A 16,426-nucleotide genomic window follows, 5' to 3' on the forward strand; every position below is an offset into this window, starting at 1 on the left:
AGAAACTAATACTTCTATTAAGGAATACTTATAGATGTGAGTTACTAAGTTTTAAATTTACCTGACTTAGGAATAATACCAGAAGCAACTAACAAATAATGGTAAAGAATTGCATAGTTTTAAAGTAGAGTTATTTAACTTTTTATCAAGAGCATTCGATAATGAGCTGAAAAGCGGTAGCTTACATTTAGGTGTGAATATTATTTATTCACAAAAATTTTTTAACATTATCGTAAAAAGTAAGAAAATAGATAATATAAACATTACTAATGTGATGTAGTCATCTTGTAAATTTGACGGGCTAAATATCCTTACATGTATTCCTAAGAATTATAATAGTAGAAAATAAAGCTTATGTAAAAGCTATAAAAAAGTCATAGTTTTGGCTTCCCTCAAGAGCTGAGAATACAGCACTTTTATCAACTAATATAAAATCCCATTCAGCATTTTTTTTGATTTCAAAAACAGTATCATAGTCCCCTAATGAAATAGCAAGGTTATTATGTAAAGAGTCTCCAATCTCTTCGAGCTTAAGACCAGATAAAGAAAGTGTAACTATATTTGTATATCTACTTATGCTTGTTATTCTTAGTTTGTTTTTGTTTTCAAACCTTTTGTTATTCCCAATTTCTGTTTTTCGTTTAACTACTAAATAGTGTTTATTAGCAACAAAAAATTCTTCTGGAAAATTACTGCAAATATACTTTTGACCTTGGAGATGAAATTGTACAAAGTTATTGATAGTTCTATTTTTACAAATGTCTTCAATCTTGTCTAATAGCAGGTTAAATTTACTGTAAGCATAATTCACTTCATAATCGATTATACTATCAAGGATATCTTGCTGATCATCCAGAGTGTTGCTAATAATTAAACTATATATATCGTGAAGTATATTGAAGATATATTGAGGAGTTACACTACTTTTATTTTTTTCTGCAAAAATAACATCTCTTTTTAGTTTTAGAAGTAGAAAATTTAGATATGTAGAGGCATAGGGTCTTGATGTTGAGAAAATAAACCTATTAAATCCAATAATATTAGATATTGTCCTATTTATTCTAGTAAAGATGTCATCCATTAGATAGTGGTTCATCGTTAGTAAAGGAAAATCACACTCTAACGCTTCAAGTTTGCTACCATTAGTTCTAAAGTCAGCAATTTTTATACTATGCTTTGCACTATAGTCATATTTAGTTGATAGATATAAATCGTCAGCTATATATTTTGTTTGTTCTTTTTCTATAGATTTTTCTGTTATGTTCAAATATATAGATATCGTTGCTGCAATTTCATCATTTATCACTTGTATGGATAATGGGTAACTATTGTCAAAGCTAACGAATCTTTTATTATCAATGTATAAATCTAATGATTTGATTAAAATAAGACCTGTTTGTAAGCCTTCATGATCAACCGTGAAATTAATAAATCCTTTTTGAAGGTTAAAGGGGAGAATATTTGAAAGGTCTGATCTTTTTGAAATGGCTAAGTTAGATTTGATAAGAATCTCACAATCTAACTTTAGTCCATTCTCCCAGTTTACTCTTTGTATTGACATAAAAGAAAACCTTTTTATATAAAGTTGTTAAGTTAGATTAGTATTAATCAGTTTATGATGCAGAGATGTAACCTATCTTTGCAACACCTTTATCTGTACTAGCTGCGCTACATACATTTAGCTCACCTTTTTCTGTAGTTAGGCCACCAATTTCAATTATGTGATAACGCATACCGTTTTTTGATACTCCCATAAGGTCTGTCGGATCTATATGAAAACTAAATGCTCTAGGGCTAATCGGGAAAAACTCAAAATTTGAAACATCAGCTACCACTCCCCATTTCTCATCTGTTTTAAATTCTTGCTTTTTGTTAGCAGCACCTAGCTTGATTTTAATGTCATTTGTCCCAGAGTTTAGCACTTGAGAGATTTTTTCTTCTAATTTTGCTCTAGTATTTGAGTTAATTAATACTCCTAAAGTTAGAGTTACTGTAGGGTTGATTGAGCCAGGAGAAATAGTCATAGCAATAATAGCAGCTGCAGCTGTAGCTTTATCTGCTTTTGTGACGTCTTCTCCACCATCAATGGCAACAATATTTTTATCAAAGCTTTCTCCAGCAATAGTTAAAGAATCTACAAAAACTCTTGGGCTAGAGTGTGATCCTATACTACTAGTTACTCCTGTTTCTATATTTAGAGGAGCTCCACTTGTTATATTTTGTCTTGTTAACATTTCTTCAGACATAATTATCTCCTTATTTATTGTTCTGCACTACCAAATAGAGCAGGTTCTAGTCGTGTATCGATAGTCATAGTTGTATCCATTCCTTCAAATTGAATATGAGGAATAACGTTGATCTTGCATGAGAACCATCCTGGTTTCCCAGGTATAGTTTTAACATCTATATTTACATTTCTAAAAGGGTATCTAGCCATTTCTAGAGGAGTAGGTTGGTATACAGTTGTTACATATTCTGAAATCCAGTCAGAAATTATGCCGTGAATTTGTTCTGTGCCAACAACACTACCAATCTTATCTCTGATAACACACTTAATAAAATGTGATATTCTAGAAATACATAGCGTATATGACAGATTAGCAATCAAACGAGAATTAGCCGAATCAAAATCATCGACAAACTCATCTACCTTCTTAGCTGAGTTAACACTAAAAAAGCAGGCGCTACTTGTTCCCTTTTCACCAACAAATGGTATAAAACCAACATTTGCTAAAGATAGTTCCATATAGTCAGCAAATAGTACATTTAGCGGTGGCTTGGTCTCTAAAACACCTCTATTATCATAAACACAGGAGACAAGGTTGCTAACATGTCCACCACTTTCAACACCTCTAATATATTGAAACCATCTAGTTTTATCGTATGAGCGCATCATGTTCTTTACTAGTTGTATTGAGGAAGATCCCCATAAGTAACTGTTATTTTCTTGATAATCAACGAGCTCACTAAAGCTTTTCATTAGCTTATGTTGGACAGGATTGTTGTCTGGATGATATGGTTGACGTAACATAAAATCGCCGACAGTAAGTCCTATGTATGCAGCTTCATCTAGTTTTCTAAAATCATTCCAGTTTTTATATTTAGGATGCTCTAGTAGCGTCTCAAAACTTTTGATTTGAGTTATTTCAGAAATATCATTAACTCCAAAAAATGACTTATCAATAGATGCTACAAAAGGAGCATGAGAGTTCTTAGCAACCATTCCCATGCCAGTTAACCAAGTTATATCATCCTCGCTATTTTCGAAATCATATAATCCTAAAATAGCGCCATAAGGTTCACCACCATATTGGTCAAACTCAGCGACATAAACCTTTTTGAAAAAGTCACTATTAGAAATATCATATAGGTTTCTTTCAAAGTCGTATTGAAGTTCTTCTTTTTTTACATCAAGAATACCTATTTCGACACCATCATAATCATCTTTACATAGTTCTTGGATTTTTAGCCACTCCTGCTCAAGACTTTTGAATTCAGTATTTGCTATGATAGTGTTAACTTGTAGTTCAATAAGTTTATCAATCATAGATATAACTTTTTGGACATACTTCTGATTATAGTTATTGACTTCATCATTATTTGCTAGAATTAGAGATAATGCCATTAAGTTTCGAGCATTGTAATTTTCAGTAATATCTAGCACTTTTGTTGAATCATTAGAAACATTAAAGTCAATATTGCTTATAACTTCACTGATACTATCAGAGCTTTTGAAATTATCCAAAAGCTGATCAGATAGACTTGCTTGTGTTGTCATTACTTATCCCCTTTTATTTCATTTTCTTCTGAATACTCAATTGAATAGTTTGCTAAATTTGGGATTTTTTTCTTAAGTACCTCAAGCTCACTTTTGTCTGAAAAAACACCATCGATAACTTTCTTTAGATTCCTGTTGTTATCAATATCTTTTGCAAAAGAGGTTAATATCTCTTTTAGCTCTAATAGAGCTTTTATTTCAGGGACTTTTTGAGCCACAGCATCTGGCTTAAAGTCCTTGATAGCATCCAGTTTGTAGTTAACTTTAAGAGATTTTGATTCTTTTGAAACAAAATTTGGAACCTCAAAGTCAAAAGAGATATTCATATCTTCTAGAGCTCTATCTGCCCCATGTTTAATTCGCCTAACATCTCTATCAGCAAGGTCTTTTTGTGCATCTGATGACTTACCTTTTGATAAGTCTCCAGCAACAAGAACTCGGTAAGGAAGTTCTTTTTTCTTTAACACACCATCAACACTCGTTTCATAATTAATCATCAAACGAGAGCTTGGGATAATATTCTTCTTAGCCATACTTCCTCCTTGGTACTTTCTCAAAACAAAGCAAAGTTACAAAACGTTATCTCTTGTACTTTGATTATTAAAAAAAGTGGTTAACACTTAAAAATCTACAATAATTATTTTGCATAAAGAAATGCTATTTTCTGAGGTAAAATCACCTCGAGAAAAAGCCGTTTATTAGGTTTGTCAAAGAGTTAAAAGTACGATAATTTTTTAGAAGGATTTTGTGAAAAATATTTTGATAGTTATGGGATTAGGTGGCTATACAGAGGATGTGAGTGCAGAGATATTGCAGCTGTCTAAAGCTATATCAAACTCACAAAAAAATAATGAGATAAGCAAGCGAGCTATAAACATAAATAGCAAGCTACTTAAAAATCAACAAGCTATAACTTTTGATGTAATCAAAAAGCAATATGGCAATACACAGGCTTTGTATGAGAAAGGGGTAATTAATCGAGTTATTTATGAAAAGTTCAATAAGTTTTTTAGAGTTAAAGAGCTTGAGCAAGAGATATCTGATTATTTAAATTATGTTGTATCAAATATTATTGATGAACAAGATGCTTTTATTATCTTAGATGGTTTACAAAAAGCTTGTCAAAATAGGCTTATACTAGATATATCAAGTGATTGCTTATCTAAAATTAATTGTTTGTTAAATAATATAAATAGCAATATAAGTAAATCATCTTCATTAAAACAAACGACACTTGCTTATAAAATAAAAGAGCTTTCTGGGAAGTACCTTTCTCCATCAGTTGCTCAAAATAGTTTTCTTTTAGAGCAAAATATAACTATAAATATAAAACCTATAGATTCTAATTTTGCTGTTAAAGATATTGATTTCACTGCTACAGAGAATAAAAAACTATTTAAAGAAAATGCACTAGTCTTGAATAATAATCATATTGTTGACTTAGATATTGATGAGAAAATTTATGGAGTTGATGGTTATGTTGATTTTGAACTAGCATATCCTGATAATCATCCTGACTTTAAGTTTTTGTTAGATACGAAACAACCTCTTTTTTTAGATATAAAAATAGCTGATAAATACAACTTTCTAAAAAAAGGTTCAAAAACAGAGAACCATACTAGAGAATATAAGTTTTTGGCTATAGGGAATATCGAAAATTCAGCTAATGTGCAAAAAAAGTCTCTAAACAATATTTTCTCTATAAAGACAGATGATAATAACAATGATAATTACTTAAAACGGTTCAAAATAACCTTTTCAGATCCATTGAAGGTTTTATGGAGCTTGCATAAGCCTACTTATATTGACTTTAAGAAAAGTGTTGATGACATTTTTCAGGAGAATTTTTACTTTGGTAACATTGTAAAATTAGATACTGAAAAAAGTAAGAATATTAAAAAAAGGTTTCATCAAATTTTTTTATCTACTTCTGAGAGAAGTTTTTATGATTTTTTCATTGAACAGTTATCACTAAATGGCTGTGTTTTGAAGTTTCATTGTGATAAAGATATTGCGACGTATTTTGTAGCAGATAAGATTGATAATAGCTTCAAGCAAAATTTTGCGAACACACAAGATGATATTCAACAAAAATTTCATGATTATGATCTGAGTGCGATGCAGGAGCAAGTAGTAGTTTTAAATAGCTGCGATATCCATACTAAAAGAACACAGGTAATCCCTGATATAAGTTTTAAAAAATCTAAAAAGAATGATATAGATGATAAAGATGGCTCGCAAGAATTTGAGAATATCTATCAAACAATACTATATCCAACTGATTATTTACAAGTAGGCAAGCCACAACAGGAAAAACCTTTTCAAGAAAGTTACGCAGTAACTGTAAACTCAATAAATGGTTTAGCATTTGTTAATTCAGAGATTGATTTATCAAAGATAGATAATCAAGGTTATTTGTTAGGAAGTAAGGATTTAAGCTCTATTTATCTAAGCAAAAGGAAGATAAAATTAAAGCGTAGTGAGCGTTGTAGCCAAGAGCTTTATAGAAATATTTTTAATCAATACTATAAGAAAAATACTGATACAGAGATGTATGAGAAGATTTCTTTTTGCCCAAAGCAATATCTTACACATGCAAATTATTTTGAGTATTTGTATAAAGATTTTAATAACCAAGAGCCAGAGTATCCAAGCTTCAAGCGTTATAAGGAATTCGATGTTGTTGGAAAAGTTACAATTGGTAAAAATGTTAGTGAAGACTCTAAAAAAGCATATAAATTCTTTAAGAATTATAAAATGGAGGAAAGTTCTTTTGCAGATGTGCAAGAAGAAGATGAAAAGGGCTCTAATAAAATTGCAAATAGCAAAAAAGAGTTATTTTATGCTCTGGAAGTTCCTAATGAAATACTTTATCCAAAAACTTCAGAAGATCCAATTATATATATTCCAACAAGGATAAATATAAACTCAAATCTTAATGAATTTATGCCCTTGAGAAATGATGATGTTGTGGTTGTCAAAGCAACTAGTCTGACAGAATCTCATGGACACAAGATAGTATCAAATAGCGCTATTTCTACAGAAAAAGCACAAAAACAACTTTTGCAACGCCACCTTTTAGGAGCTAAAGAAAATTGTGAGGTTGCATATACTCAGGAAGATGATGATGAAACATACTCTATTAAACAACTAAATAAAGAAAATGATAATTCTATCTTTATAAATAATAAGAAGGGTATTTTTTTAACTTATAAAGCAAAAGGAAGTTAAAATAATGAAAATATCAAAATATTTTAAAAAAGAAAAACCTAATACTGATAATCAAAATATAAAAAAGGCAAGACAGCTGATCGTTCAGAGAGGTCTCAAAGATAAATTGAGCGAGTTACATATTATACAAAATGATATTGTTGAACAAGCTCAACTAAATCACCTTATCAAAAAAGCGAAAGTTGTTTTATTATCTAAAAATTCATTTATCTCAATAGCTGCTAATGATATTTCATTATTTATAAATAGTATATCTGTAAATGATCTTGATAAGTTAACATCTAAGTTGGGGTTAAGGTTTGAGAAAATAAATATACATTATGAGATAGGTGAGCAGAGTTCTTATACAGGTGAGTTATTAAAAGAAATTTACGCTCCTTTATTTGAGAGTTATAAAAAGCCTGTTGTAATTAACTTCTATACAAATGCTAATGAACAACAAGTTAGAAACTTTAACCAAGTTATTGCTAAAGAGAATTTATTTAAAATACAAAAAAATCCAAAAAAAGATCAAAAAATAATCAGTGATCTAACAACAAAAGTTATTAGTCAAGAATCAAATATACAAGATAAATATTTTTGTGTAAAAGCGTTAGGTAGTATTCAGAAAATATTTGAGGATATTTATCCAAATCTTGAAAAAGCAACCTATGATTCCTATATGTTTTTGCTATTAAATACAAAGCATAACTTTCATATAAAAGGTTTAGCTACTAATTACCCAAAAGTATGGACACCAAAAAATATAATATTCAGCTCCGTAGTAGCTATTCTTTCAGGAGTGTTTTTGTTTAACACAGTTAGGGAGTTTAACTTACGAAGTGAGCTGAAAACTAATAAATACTTTGGCTATGATGCTAAAAATCTTAAAAAAATGTTAGATGAGCAAGAGTCTAACATTGATAATAGTATTTTATTAAGCAGTATTTATCCAGCTTCTATCAAATATAAACAAGCTTATCGCTTATATGCTTCAGCACTTACTAATAATGTCTTATTATCAAAATTTAGCCAGACAAAAGAACTTTCTAGTTTAATAGTTTTCTTAATATATTTTGAGTATATTGACAATAATCAGCTTGATGATAATACAAATAAAATTATAGAAATTCTAAGTAATTTATCTTCTATTTCAAAAGAGCAATTATTGTATATAGCCAAATATAGTAGTTCAGCAACAAAAGCAAAAATTTTAGAAACAGCATCTAAGCAAGCAAGTAAGCTGTACAAAGATAATAAGATAGAAGTTGATATCGAGCAAAAATTTAAGCATATACTATCATTGGAAGGCTTTAATAATGAATACTTGGGGATATCTGGCAGTAATAGAACAGAGGTTATTAGTGGAATATATCGTGCATATCTAAATAAATGTGCAATTGATTCTATATTGCCAGATTTAAGAAGCAAATACACAGTTCCTAAATCTATAGATGCCATATTTAATTTATATCAAAGCCGTTTTGCTTCTAAATCAAATAATGTTTGTAAATCTTCATTTATTAAAAACTTAAATTCAGATGTTACTACAGTAATTAAATATACCTCTGATATAAAAGCAAAAAGCTTCAAAGATATTATAAAAAATATTGATACGGCAACTAATCATTTAGAAGGTAATGATTCTGAGATAAAGAATAAAGATGCAAAAGCTACATCTGATAAAATTTCAACAGCACTAGTTCAATACATTATAAATATAACTCTAAACTCAGCGTATAAAGATAAAGAGTTGCCTTTATTTCCAAAGATTGATAAAAAGTTATTGATGGAGTTTAAACCAAACTTTTATGATAATTCTGTAAAAATTTCTCCACAATATTCAAAAGCGTATATTAATGATAATGTTCTCCCTCTTGAAGTAAGTTTTAACAAATTGTTAGACAATTTAAGCCAAAAATATCATGTTAAAACTGATTTTCTTTCATCAATATATAATGATAGTTTGTCATCATATAAGGCAAAATATATCGATAGATATAATGGTCTGTTGAGTGGTCTTAACTCTGAAAATATCGAGTTTGATAAAATTTCTAACAAAGAGTCTTTAAATATTTATCTTATATCGATGAGTTCTAAAAGCTCATTGTTCAATGATTTTATAGACTTCTTCAGAATAAATACATCCATTGATACAAAAGGTTTTGAGGATATAAAAGATCGTTTTAAAAATGATGATAAATATTTGAATTCTAAAAAGTACGCAGAGTATAGAGAGATATTCGCAACTCTAAACAGTAAAATTAAAAAAGATGGATATATTAAAACATACAAAGAAATTAAACGAGGCTATAAACCTCTTCAAGGAGTATATTCAGATCTAACAGAGTTAAATGTTGCTGATAATGATGAGCTATATATTTTGCTAAAAAGACAACTAGATGTAGCTGTTGAAGCTATTCAAAATATCGCACTAAATCAAGCGATATCATCTATTAATGAAGATGCGGAAGCTGAGTATTCATATTTGAATAACTTTTTACCATTTAGTTTTGATGGTGATAAAACTGTAGATGATAATAAGTTGGTTTCTGATCTTGGTGAGTCAGGTAGTGTTTATGTACCTTTTATGAAGCAGTTAAAACCGTTATTAACTTATGATCGTGTAAAAGATACATGGAGTAATCCAACAATTACTTCATCAAAACATAAACTATATTTGTCACAGTTTAATAAGGTTTATCACTTAAATAAGCTATTGTGGAGTGGAGATAATCAGCCACAAAAACTGAAATTTGAAATAACACCAGTCCCTAGTAAAGACTATGACTATACATTTACAAGTATGTTATTTAACAATAAAAGTTATGTGAACTCTTTAAATGTTAACTATACAGATCCTGTTGAAGTTGATTATAACTGGTCATCAAAAGAGCCAGTAACAATCGTAGTTCAGCTTAAAGATGGTCAAACTATCCAAAAAAGTTATACAGGAAGCTGGGCTGTGATCAAAGCTTTAAAAGATGCTGAGTGTTCAAAGGATATTTGTACTTGGGATTTAACTCATAATGGTAAGGATTATCCTGTTTCATTTAAAGTTGAATCAAAATTTATTGATACGATAAAAAAGTAAAATCATAGAGGTTATTAATTATGATAAAAAAAATCAAAACTTGTTTAATAATTTGTTTGATGTTTGTTTTGGCTAGTTGTGCTAGCAATACATTATATGTTAAGAATTCTTTGCCAAAGTCAAAAGTAGTTCTAGAAAAAAATCCAAATCAAAAGAATTTTTATTCAGCAACTTATGAGTCAGTTTCTCAAGATATATATAGTGATGATATGAAAATATTGCCTCTTGATGATGGTAAAAATAAGTTTGATCTTGATAGTGATGTTAAAGATTATGCGGTGTATTTTATTTTGCCAAATATTAAAGATAGTAAGGATTTACAAACATGGAAATATCTAATAAATCCAAAAGATGGTGGAGATTTCACAATCGAAGATAATGGAAGTATAGAGAAAAACTAAATTAGGAGTTCTATGTCACAAGCAGATCATTTATTAAACCTTGAAGATGGTGGATTGTTTATTGATATAAAAGATGCTGATAAAGGGTGTAGTTCACAAATGGAATCTTCTGGAACTATAACAACTAAAGCATCGGATACAATTCAATCAACAGCTGAAAAGCAAATCTTGGCAGATGTTAAAGATTCAAAGACATCTATAAAAGAAGATGAGATTGTTTTGGCGACAAAAAATGCAAGTATTATGCTAAATAATGACAAGATTGTCTTAAAAATAGGTAGCTCAAGTATTGTTCTGGATAATAACAGTATATCGATAGAGTCTGGGACTATAAATGTTAAAAGCTCAGCGAATACAAATATACAAGCAACGCAAAACCTAAATCTAGAGGGACTAAATAATAATATAAAAGCAAAAGTTGCAATGAATGCTGAAGGTACAACAGTTAATATTAAGGGCAATGCAACAGCTAGTATAAAAGGTAATGCAACGACAATGGTAGGGTGATATGCAACAGTCAGCTAGAGATAATTTACAGACTCTATTTGAGAGTCTAAAAACATACTATCTAGAAGAGCAAAAAGCTTATACGAATAGAGCCGTATCTCTAACTGAGCATCTCTCAAGCATAGATACTCTAGCTAGCCGTTCAGATTTTTATAATCTTTCACTTGTTCTTGAAGAGGTGAATCTATTAAGTAGTAATCTTTTTAGCAAAGAATTAATAGCTTTAAATAACAAAATAAAATCTTTAGTTGATGCTGTATATATTGAAACAGAAGTCAAAAGAATATTTGATAAATTAGAGCTTATAAAAGTATTTTTTGAGAAATATCTTATTAGTTTGCAAAGTTTTTTTGTAAAACGTGTGGAGATTGTAGAGAAGATAAATAATATTGAAGAATTTGTATCTCACTTAAAATCAAAAGCTGATAAGCAGGAGCAAAATAGTGCAAAAGCGCCTATAGTTGATTTATATCTGGGGTTATTAAAAGGTAATAATATAGGTGAGATTTTAACAAATAACTATAAGAGATTTTTCTCGAAGTTAAGATCATTCGTTAAACAAAGTAATTCCATAAAAAGCCAATTGCCTCTAAAAGATAATCCTATTATTGAAGTATTACAACTTGCGTATTTTATTAAAAATAATCATACGAATTTTAATTATACTTGCTATAGCGATAGTATTTTTCTAAATGCTTACCAGTCTGTATTTCATGATGATGAAATAGAGTCACCTAATGATTCCATAATATCCTTTAAATATAAGAACTTGCAAGAAGCACTAGATGATAATAATCAGCTTAAACAAATATTTGAGTATGGTTTTTTTGCAGTATCTCAATACTTTAATGATTTTAATCTTGAGAGGATTTTACTTCCTCAACAAAGACAAAAGAATAAATTTGAGAATAGTTTTAAGTCATTAGTTGCTCATATTGAAAGACTACCAAATACTCTAAAAAGTCTAGACGAGCTATATTTTGAGCTAAATAAAAAGGAAGATTTTTATAGTTTGTTTATTAGTGAAAGTGTGAGTGTTATGGAGATTAGTCCTGCAAATATACTTTCTGAGATTGCAAATATATATTTTCATAAAAATTTAAATATTGCATCATTCATCAATTTTGCTATCTATGAAAATAAGGAAGATATCTTAAGCAATTTTAAATACGTTGAAAGACTGTTCATGGATATTGCAACTGAAATATCAAAACAAGAGCAAACAGATTTGAGAGTTTTGAAAAGCTATATAATGCAGATATCAACCGTATTAAAAAAACTTGATGAGCAATATGAAGAGTTTAAAGAGAAAGAGCAAAACATAGTCTTAGCGATAACAAAAGATGACTTTACAACATTAAATAAAATTTATAGAAAATATCAAAATAAAAATTACAAAGAAATTATCTCAAACTATACCAAGACTAAAAAAAACAATATCCAAAAAATGATTGCTAAGGTTAATAAATATATAAAATCTGGTAATTATGAAAAAGCCAATATTAAGGCGAAAGAAGTTACATATAATGCACTTGAGAATTCATATTACAACATACCAAAATTAATTTGTATTGATGAGCTTCCACCAGTTTCACATTCCGTGATAAATGTCTTACAAAATAGAAGCTTAGAGCCAATAGCTAAAACAACACTTAAGCTAAATGAAGAATATTGGAGAGTATAAATGTTAAAAGAGTTAGAACAAGCAATAGATCAAGTAAAAGCATTAAAAGATCAAAGCTCGAATATAGCTAACTCTATAGAGACTCTTTCAAATGAGTTAAATAATATTAAAACTATATTATCACCATCATCTGTAAACGCTTCAAATAGTGCATCTCAACTTACATCGGTTTTAGGGGCGACGACATTATGCTCTTTTGGTACAGGCCCTGGTTCATATTTGAGTATAAGAGCAACAGTGCTTACAAGTATGTTGCCAAGTTCAAATATTACAGATTCTGTAATAGGTGTTAATGTCCTACCTTTTCCAGGTTGTGTGAATCCTTCAAACCCTGCGAAGGTGCCATTTGTCTTTCCTTGGCCATGTGTTCCATTGTTGACACCATTTACACCTACAAGCCCTACAACAATATTACAAGGAGCTCCAATTACAACAATAAATAGTAAAGCCTTTTGCAACTTTGCTTCTGGTGGAGTAGTAAGTTTTATTAATCCTGGCCAGTTTAATGCAAAAACAACTTAGGAGAAATTATGAATAGTGAAGATACAAATGATTTAAACCTAAGTGAAATATCAATACTAACAGATACTTTTAAAAGTATTGGAGATAGTATCAGAATAGAATTAGATCAGCGAATAAAAGACTATAGTAGTAGTCTACTTTACAAGTATTATAATAATCTTTTTTATTTTTTACCTAAAAGCTATCTGATTGAGATAAAAGATAATAACCATGTTGGTTATCAAATAACCCCAGATCAACAGTTCTTTATTGAAGATAAAAAGAATAATAATAGTCTAGTTTTCACCCCTCGTTTGGAAACGACTATAGCGCCTGTTAAAGATATACAAACAAAGCAGGTTAATGAGTCTACAGTATCATTAACTTTAGATTTTGAGCATAGCTTTGAGTATGATTATTTTACAGTATGGATAAATCCTCAATTCTCAAAATTTCATAAATATGAAGCTGATTTTATACTAAATGAGCTTTTGAACAATAAGCCATCAGATATCTTTGCAAAGGTTATGTTTAAAGGTGGCAATCTAGCAATAAAGAAAATACAGTTATCTAGCCTAAAATATCAGTTAAAACCTATAGAGCAAACAATAGCAAAGATTCATGCTTCACCAATAACATTTGGTTTTAATGTAAAAATTGAAAATTTGTTTAGTTATAGATCTGATGAGGTTGAACAAATTGAGCTAATATTAAAATTAGACATGCAAGCATATCATGAAGAGTATATAGGGAGTCTTTTTAAAATAAATCTTTTGCCGATATTTAATTCTTATGATGATTATTCATATAGTGTTTATACAAACAATTTATTATCTCAAATTAAGTTAAGACATGATCAGGATAAGCATGCTATTCCTATATCTGTTTTATCTATTTATGAAAATAATAGAAAAGTGGAATTTAATAACTTCTTTTTTAAAGGTCAGAATGAATACTATTTAAATCTTTCAACTCAGTCTTTAGATTATAATGTTGTATTGCCAAATTTAGGCTCTAAGGTTATCGATACAAAGATACATACATATACTTGTTGGACCCAAAATATAGATGTATCAGAGTTTATAGAGATAAGTTCAAGTGTTGTTTCTTCTTTTAAATGCAAACTAACACCAATAAGTTTCTATAATGAAAAGCAGAATTTTAAGCAGTCTTCGACTGACATTTTTGATCTTATTGATAAGCTTGTTTCAAATAGTATTTTTTCCAAAGCAACTTTTGAAAGTATATTAAAAGTTCTCCAAGCTGATAGTAATGATATACAGCTTCTATTGGAGCTTATCAGCGATATAGAGGTAGATATATTAACTAATAAGTTAGTTATCATAACAAGCCAAAAATATTCTAAGAAGCATTATTTCTTTATTGAATTTATGGTGAAAGTTATATGTAGATTTATAAATAAAAACTCTTTTAATTTCATAAAAGAGTTAGTTATTAACGAACCTGAGAGGTAGTGATTATGTCAGAACTTACAGAAATAGAAATCGCACTAAATATTATTAAAGAAACTGACGAGGTACTTGATACTAAAGAGTTGGATAATGAGAAAATAGCATTTTTTAGAGAGCAGGTTCGTAAGAATGTTTTCTTCCTTCAAGAGGAGCTTTCTGAGCAATATAGTGAGGCTGTTACAAAATATGCGATATTTCCGCTACTTGCTTATGTTGATGAGAAAATAATGTTTAGATATGAGCAGGAAGGGAATAGCTTTAACTGGAATCTGTTACAGCAAGAGTATTATGATAGAAAAGATGGGGGAGAGTATGTTTTTGATATTATCGATAGCTTATTGTCAGATACGATTTACCCACAAGTTTGCTATAAGATAATATTTTTTATTTTAAATAGTGACTTTTCAGGAAAATATTATAGCAATATATATGATAGTGATTTTCTATCTTATAAGAAGCAGATAAATAAAATAATTTCCGAGAATAATAGTCGTAGCCTAAATATTATTGATGCAACAAAGCCATCTCCTCCATCTCGTGACATAAAGACTGCTTCATATAAAAAATATCTAATAGGAGCTGCTATTCCTATTGTTTTATTTGGAATCAGTGTTTTTGTTTTTTCATTTTAAAATGAAGGGGGCAATATGAGTGCAATATTAGAGATATTAAATAATATCGATATAGAAACAAAAGAGAAATTAAGCCCTTTAAATAACATAAAGATATATGGCTTATATGAGGATGGTAAGTATGAAGATTATTTAGCAGAGATATCAAATATACTACAACAAGGTAAGGTCATTGATATTTATTCTTTATTCTTAGCTTTAAATTCTGAGCTACTTTTAAGTATTGATGAAAATGAATCTTTTGTTGCTGTACTAAAGGAGTATTTGTTTTTTATAAAAAACTCTTTTGATTTGATTAGTCCGGTAAACGAGCAGCAGAAAAATATCTTAGGAAGTAATGGTTTAAATACTTTTTTAGCATTTTTAGAAGGAAACCTTCAAGAATCTTATAAGCATAATTCTAAGAAATTCAGTTTTAATCAAGATCTTATAGATGATTTTAAAGAGTTTTTGTTATTTTGTACTACCAAGAGTTTGGAATATGATTCTTTAACAGAGAAGCAGTTGCAGATAGTTTTAAATAAATTTGTAAAAAAAGAGGAGAAGTTAGAAGAAGCAGAAGCTTCTGAAGAGAGCCTACAGCAAGATATAACAGTGGATAAATCAACAGTAAAGTCAGACGCCACTTTGAAAAACACTTCTAGCTTTAAGTCACATAAGTGGATGGAGCTTCTTGATAAAGTTGATGTCTTAAAAGGATTAATTGCAACCGAGAGAATTTTTGAAGCAGCTGTTGCTTATGAGGATTTGCAAGAGATACTTGCAAAATTTGATCCTAAAGAATATTTTCCTGAGGTGTTCTTCCCTCTGTATAAAGCATTGGCTCCTAATGTTAAGAGAATTCATCAAAATATAGATTCATATTCTACAAGTATTCAATGGCAGATGGCTAAAAAGATGTATTCGATTGATTACAAAAGCTTTTTAGAGGATTATGAAAAAATGCCCGAAAATACTATCGTAGATACTCCAAATGCAAATGATCATTTTTATAGTGAGAAGAATCATTATGAAAACAAAAACTATAAAGAAGATAATATGATGTTTGAAAATGATCAGTATGAGGATGATGAGTATGATGCAAATTCTGATAGAAGAGCCGCGATAATGGATGAACATGAAGATAAGGATATTTTTGATTTTTAGA

Annotated in this window: 13 protein-coding genes; 9 read left to right on the top strand and 4 right to left on the bottom strand. The window is 29.3% G+C overall.

What is annotated here, in order from left to right; all coding sequences use genetic code 11:
- Positions 1-352: 352 nt before the first annotated feature.
- Genes tssK through tssB form a run of 4 tightly spaced genes read right to left on the bottom strand, consistent with a single transcriptional unit; the run spans position 353 to position 4,311 of the window.
- Positions 353-1,561: a type VI secretion system baseplate subunit TssK gene (tssK, locus tag QI37_RS06250; RefSeq protein ID WP_040009613.1), complete on the bottom strand. Its 1,209-nt coding sequence runs from the start codon at positions 1,559-1,561 to the stop codon at positions 353-355.
- A 52-nt stretch (positions 1,562-1,613) separates the two neighbouring features.
- Positions 1,614-2,246, bottom strand: a complete 633-nt coding sequence (gene iglC / locus QI37_RS06255; protein ID WP_040009617.1) for a type VI secretion system tube protein IglC — start codon at positions 2,244-2,246, stop codon at positions 1,614-1,616.
- 14 nt (positions 2,247-2,260) lie between these two features.
- Positions 2,261-3,778, bottom strand: a complete 1,518-nt coding sequence (gene tssC / locus QI37_RS06260) for a type VI secretion system contractile sheath large subunit (protein ID WP_040009620.1) — start codon at positions 3,776-3,778, stop codon at positions 2,261-2,263.
- Positions 3,778-4,311, bottom strand: coding sequence for a type VI secretion system contractile sheath small subunit (gene tssB / locus QI37_RS06265; RefSeq protein ID WP_040009623.1), 534 nt, complete (start codon positions 4,309-4,311; stop codon positions 3,778-3,780). The genes tssC and tssB overlap by 1 nt, the downstream gene beginning before the upstream one ends.
- 214 nt (positions 4,312-4,525) lie before the next feature.
- On the opposite strand from tssB, the gene QI37_RS06270 reads away from it, so the two are divergent.
- The 9 genes from QI37_RS06270 to QI37_RS06310 are packed head-to-tail and all read left to right on the top strand — an operon-like array spanning position 4,526 to position 16,425.
- Positions 4,526-7,009, top strand: coding sequence for a pathogenicity determinant protein PdpA1 (locus tag QI37_RS06270; protein WP_144242715.1), 2,484 nt, complete (start codon positions 4,526-4,528; stop codon positions 7,007-7,009).
- Positions 7,010-7,013: 4 nt separating this feature from the next.
- Positions 7,014-10,082: a hypothetical protein gene (locus QI37_RS06275; RefSeq protein WP_040009629.1), complete on the top strand. Its 3,069-nt coding sequence runs from the start codon at positions 7,014-7,016 to the stop codon at positions 10,080-10,082.
- A gap of 20 nt (positions 10,083-10,102) precedes the next feature.
- Complete coding sequence (iglE, locus tag QI37_RS06280) at positions 10,103-10,483, top strand: type VI secretion system lipoprotein IglE (protein WP_040009632.1); 381 nt, start codon at positions 10,103-10,105, stop codon at positions 10,481-10,483.
- A 12-nt stretch (positions 10,484-10,495) separates the two neighbouring features.
- Positions 10,496-10,990, top strand: a complete 495-nt coding sequence (gene tssI / locus QI37_RS06285) for a type VI secretion system tip protein TssI/VgrG (RefSeq protein WP_040009635.1) — start codon at positions 10,496-10,498, stop codon at positions 10,988-10,990.
- A 1-nt stretch (position 10,991) separates the two neighbouring features.
- Complete coding sequence (locus QI37_RS06290; protein ID WP_040009637.1) at positions 10,992-12,674, top strand: hypothetical protein; 1,683 nt, start codon at positions 10,992-10,994, stop codon at positions 12,672-12,674.
- Positions 12,675-13,196, top strand: a complete 522-nt coding sequence (gene iglG, locus QI37_RS06295; RefSeq protein WP_040009640.1) for a type VI secretion system PAAR-like protein IglG — start codon at positions 12,675-12,677, stop codon at positions 13,194-13,196. It abuts the gene before it with no gap.
- A gap of 8 nt (positions 13,197-13,204) precedes the next feature.
- Positions 13,205-14,650, top strand: coding sequence for a type VI secretion system baseplate subunit TssF/IglH (iglH, locus tag QI37_RS06300; protein ID WP_040009642.1), 1,446 nt, complete (start codon positions 13,205-13,207; stop codon positions 14,648-14,650).
- 5 nt (positions 14,651-14,655) lie between these two features.
- A complete protein-coding gene (locus QI37_RS06305) occupies positions 14,656-15,279 on the top strand; it encodes a DotU family type IV/VI secretion system protein (RefSeq protein ID WP_040009645.1) in 624 nt (207 codons plus the stop codon).
- Between the two features lie 15 nt (positions 15,280-15,294).
- Positions 15,295-16,425 (top strand): type VI secretion system protein IglI family protein, encoded by a 1,131-nt coding sequence (locus QI37_RS06310; RefSeq protein WP_052399165.1) that lies wholly within the window; start codon positions 15,295-15,297, stop codon positions 16,423-16,425.
- The last annotated feature ends 1 nt before the right edge of the window (position 16,426 follow it).

Source organism: Candidatus Francisella endociliophora, from assembly GCF_000764555.1.
GTDB classification, from domain to species: domain Bacteria; phylum Pseudomonadota; class Gammaproteobacteria; order Francisellales; family Francisellaceae; genus Francisella; species Francisella endociliophora.

Excerpts from the sequence above, each read along its gene's own strand:
- QI37_RS06275 (WP_040009629.1), top strand. The coding sequence starts at position 7,014 with ATGAAAATATCAAAATATTTTAAAAAAGAAAAACCTAATACTGATAAT.
- QI37_RS06310 (WP_052399165.1), top strand. The coding sequence starts at position 15,295 with ATGAGTGCAATATTAGAGATATTAAATAATATCGATATAGAAACAAAA.
- tssB (WP_040009623.1), bottom strand. The coding sequence starts at position 4,311 with ATGGCTAAGAAGAATATTATCCCAAGCTCTCGTTTGATGATTAATTAT.
- iglE (WP_040009632.1), top strand. The coding sequence starts at position 10,103 with ATGATAAAAAAAATCAAAACTTGTTTAATAATTTGTTTGATGTTTGTT.
- tssI (WP_040009635.1), top strand. The coding sequence starts at position 10,496 with ATGTCACAAGCAGATCATTTATTAAACCTTGAAGATGGTGGATTGTTT.
- QI37_RS06290 (WP_040009637.1), top strand. The coding sequence starts at position 10,992 with ATGCAACAGTCAGCTAGAGATAATTTACAGACTCTATTTGAGAGTCTA.
- iglG (WP_040009640.1), top strand. The coding sequence starts at position 12,675 with ATGTTAAAAGAGTTAGAACAAGCAATAGATCAAGTAAAAGCATTAAAA.
- QI37_RS06305 (WP_040009645.1), top strand. The coding sequence starts at position 14,656 with ATGTCAGAACTTACAGAAATAGAAATCGCACTAAATATTATTAAAGAA.
- iglH (WP_040009642.1), top strand. The coding sequence starts at position 13,205 with ATGAATAGTGAAGATACAAATGATTTAAACCTAAGTGAAATATCAATA.
- tssC (WP_040009620.1), bottom strand. The coding sequence starts at position 3,778 with ATGACAACACAAGCAAGTCTATCTGATCAGCTTTTGGATAATTTCAAA.
- iglC (WP_040009617.1), bottom strand. The coding sequence starts at position 2,246 with ATGTCTGAAGAAATGTTAACAAGACAAAATATAACAAGTGGAGCTCCT.
- tssK (WP_040009613.1), bottom strand. The coding sequence starts at position 1,561 with ATGTCAATACAAAGAGTAAACTGGGAGAATGGACTAAAGTTAGATTGT.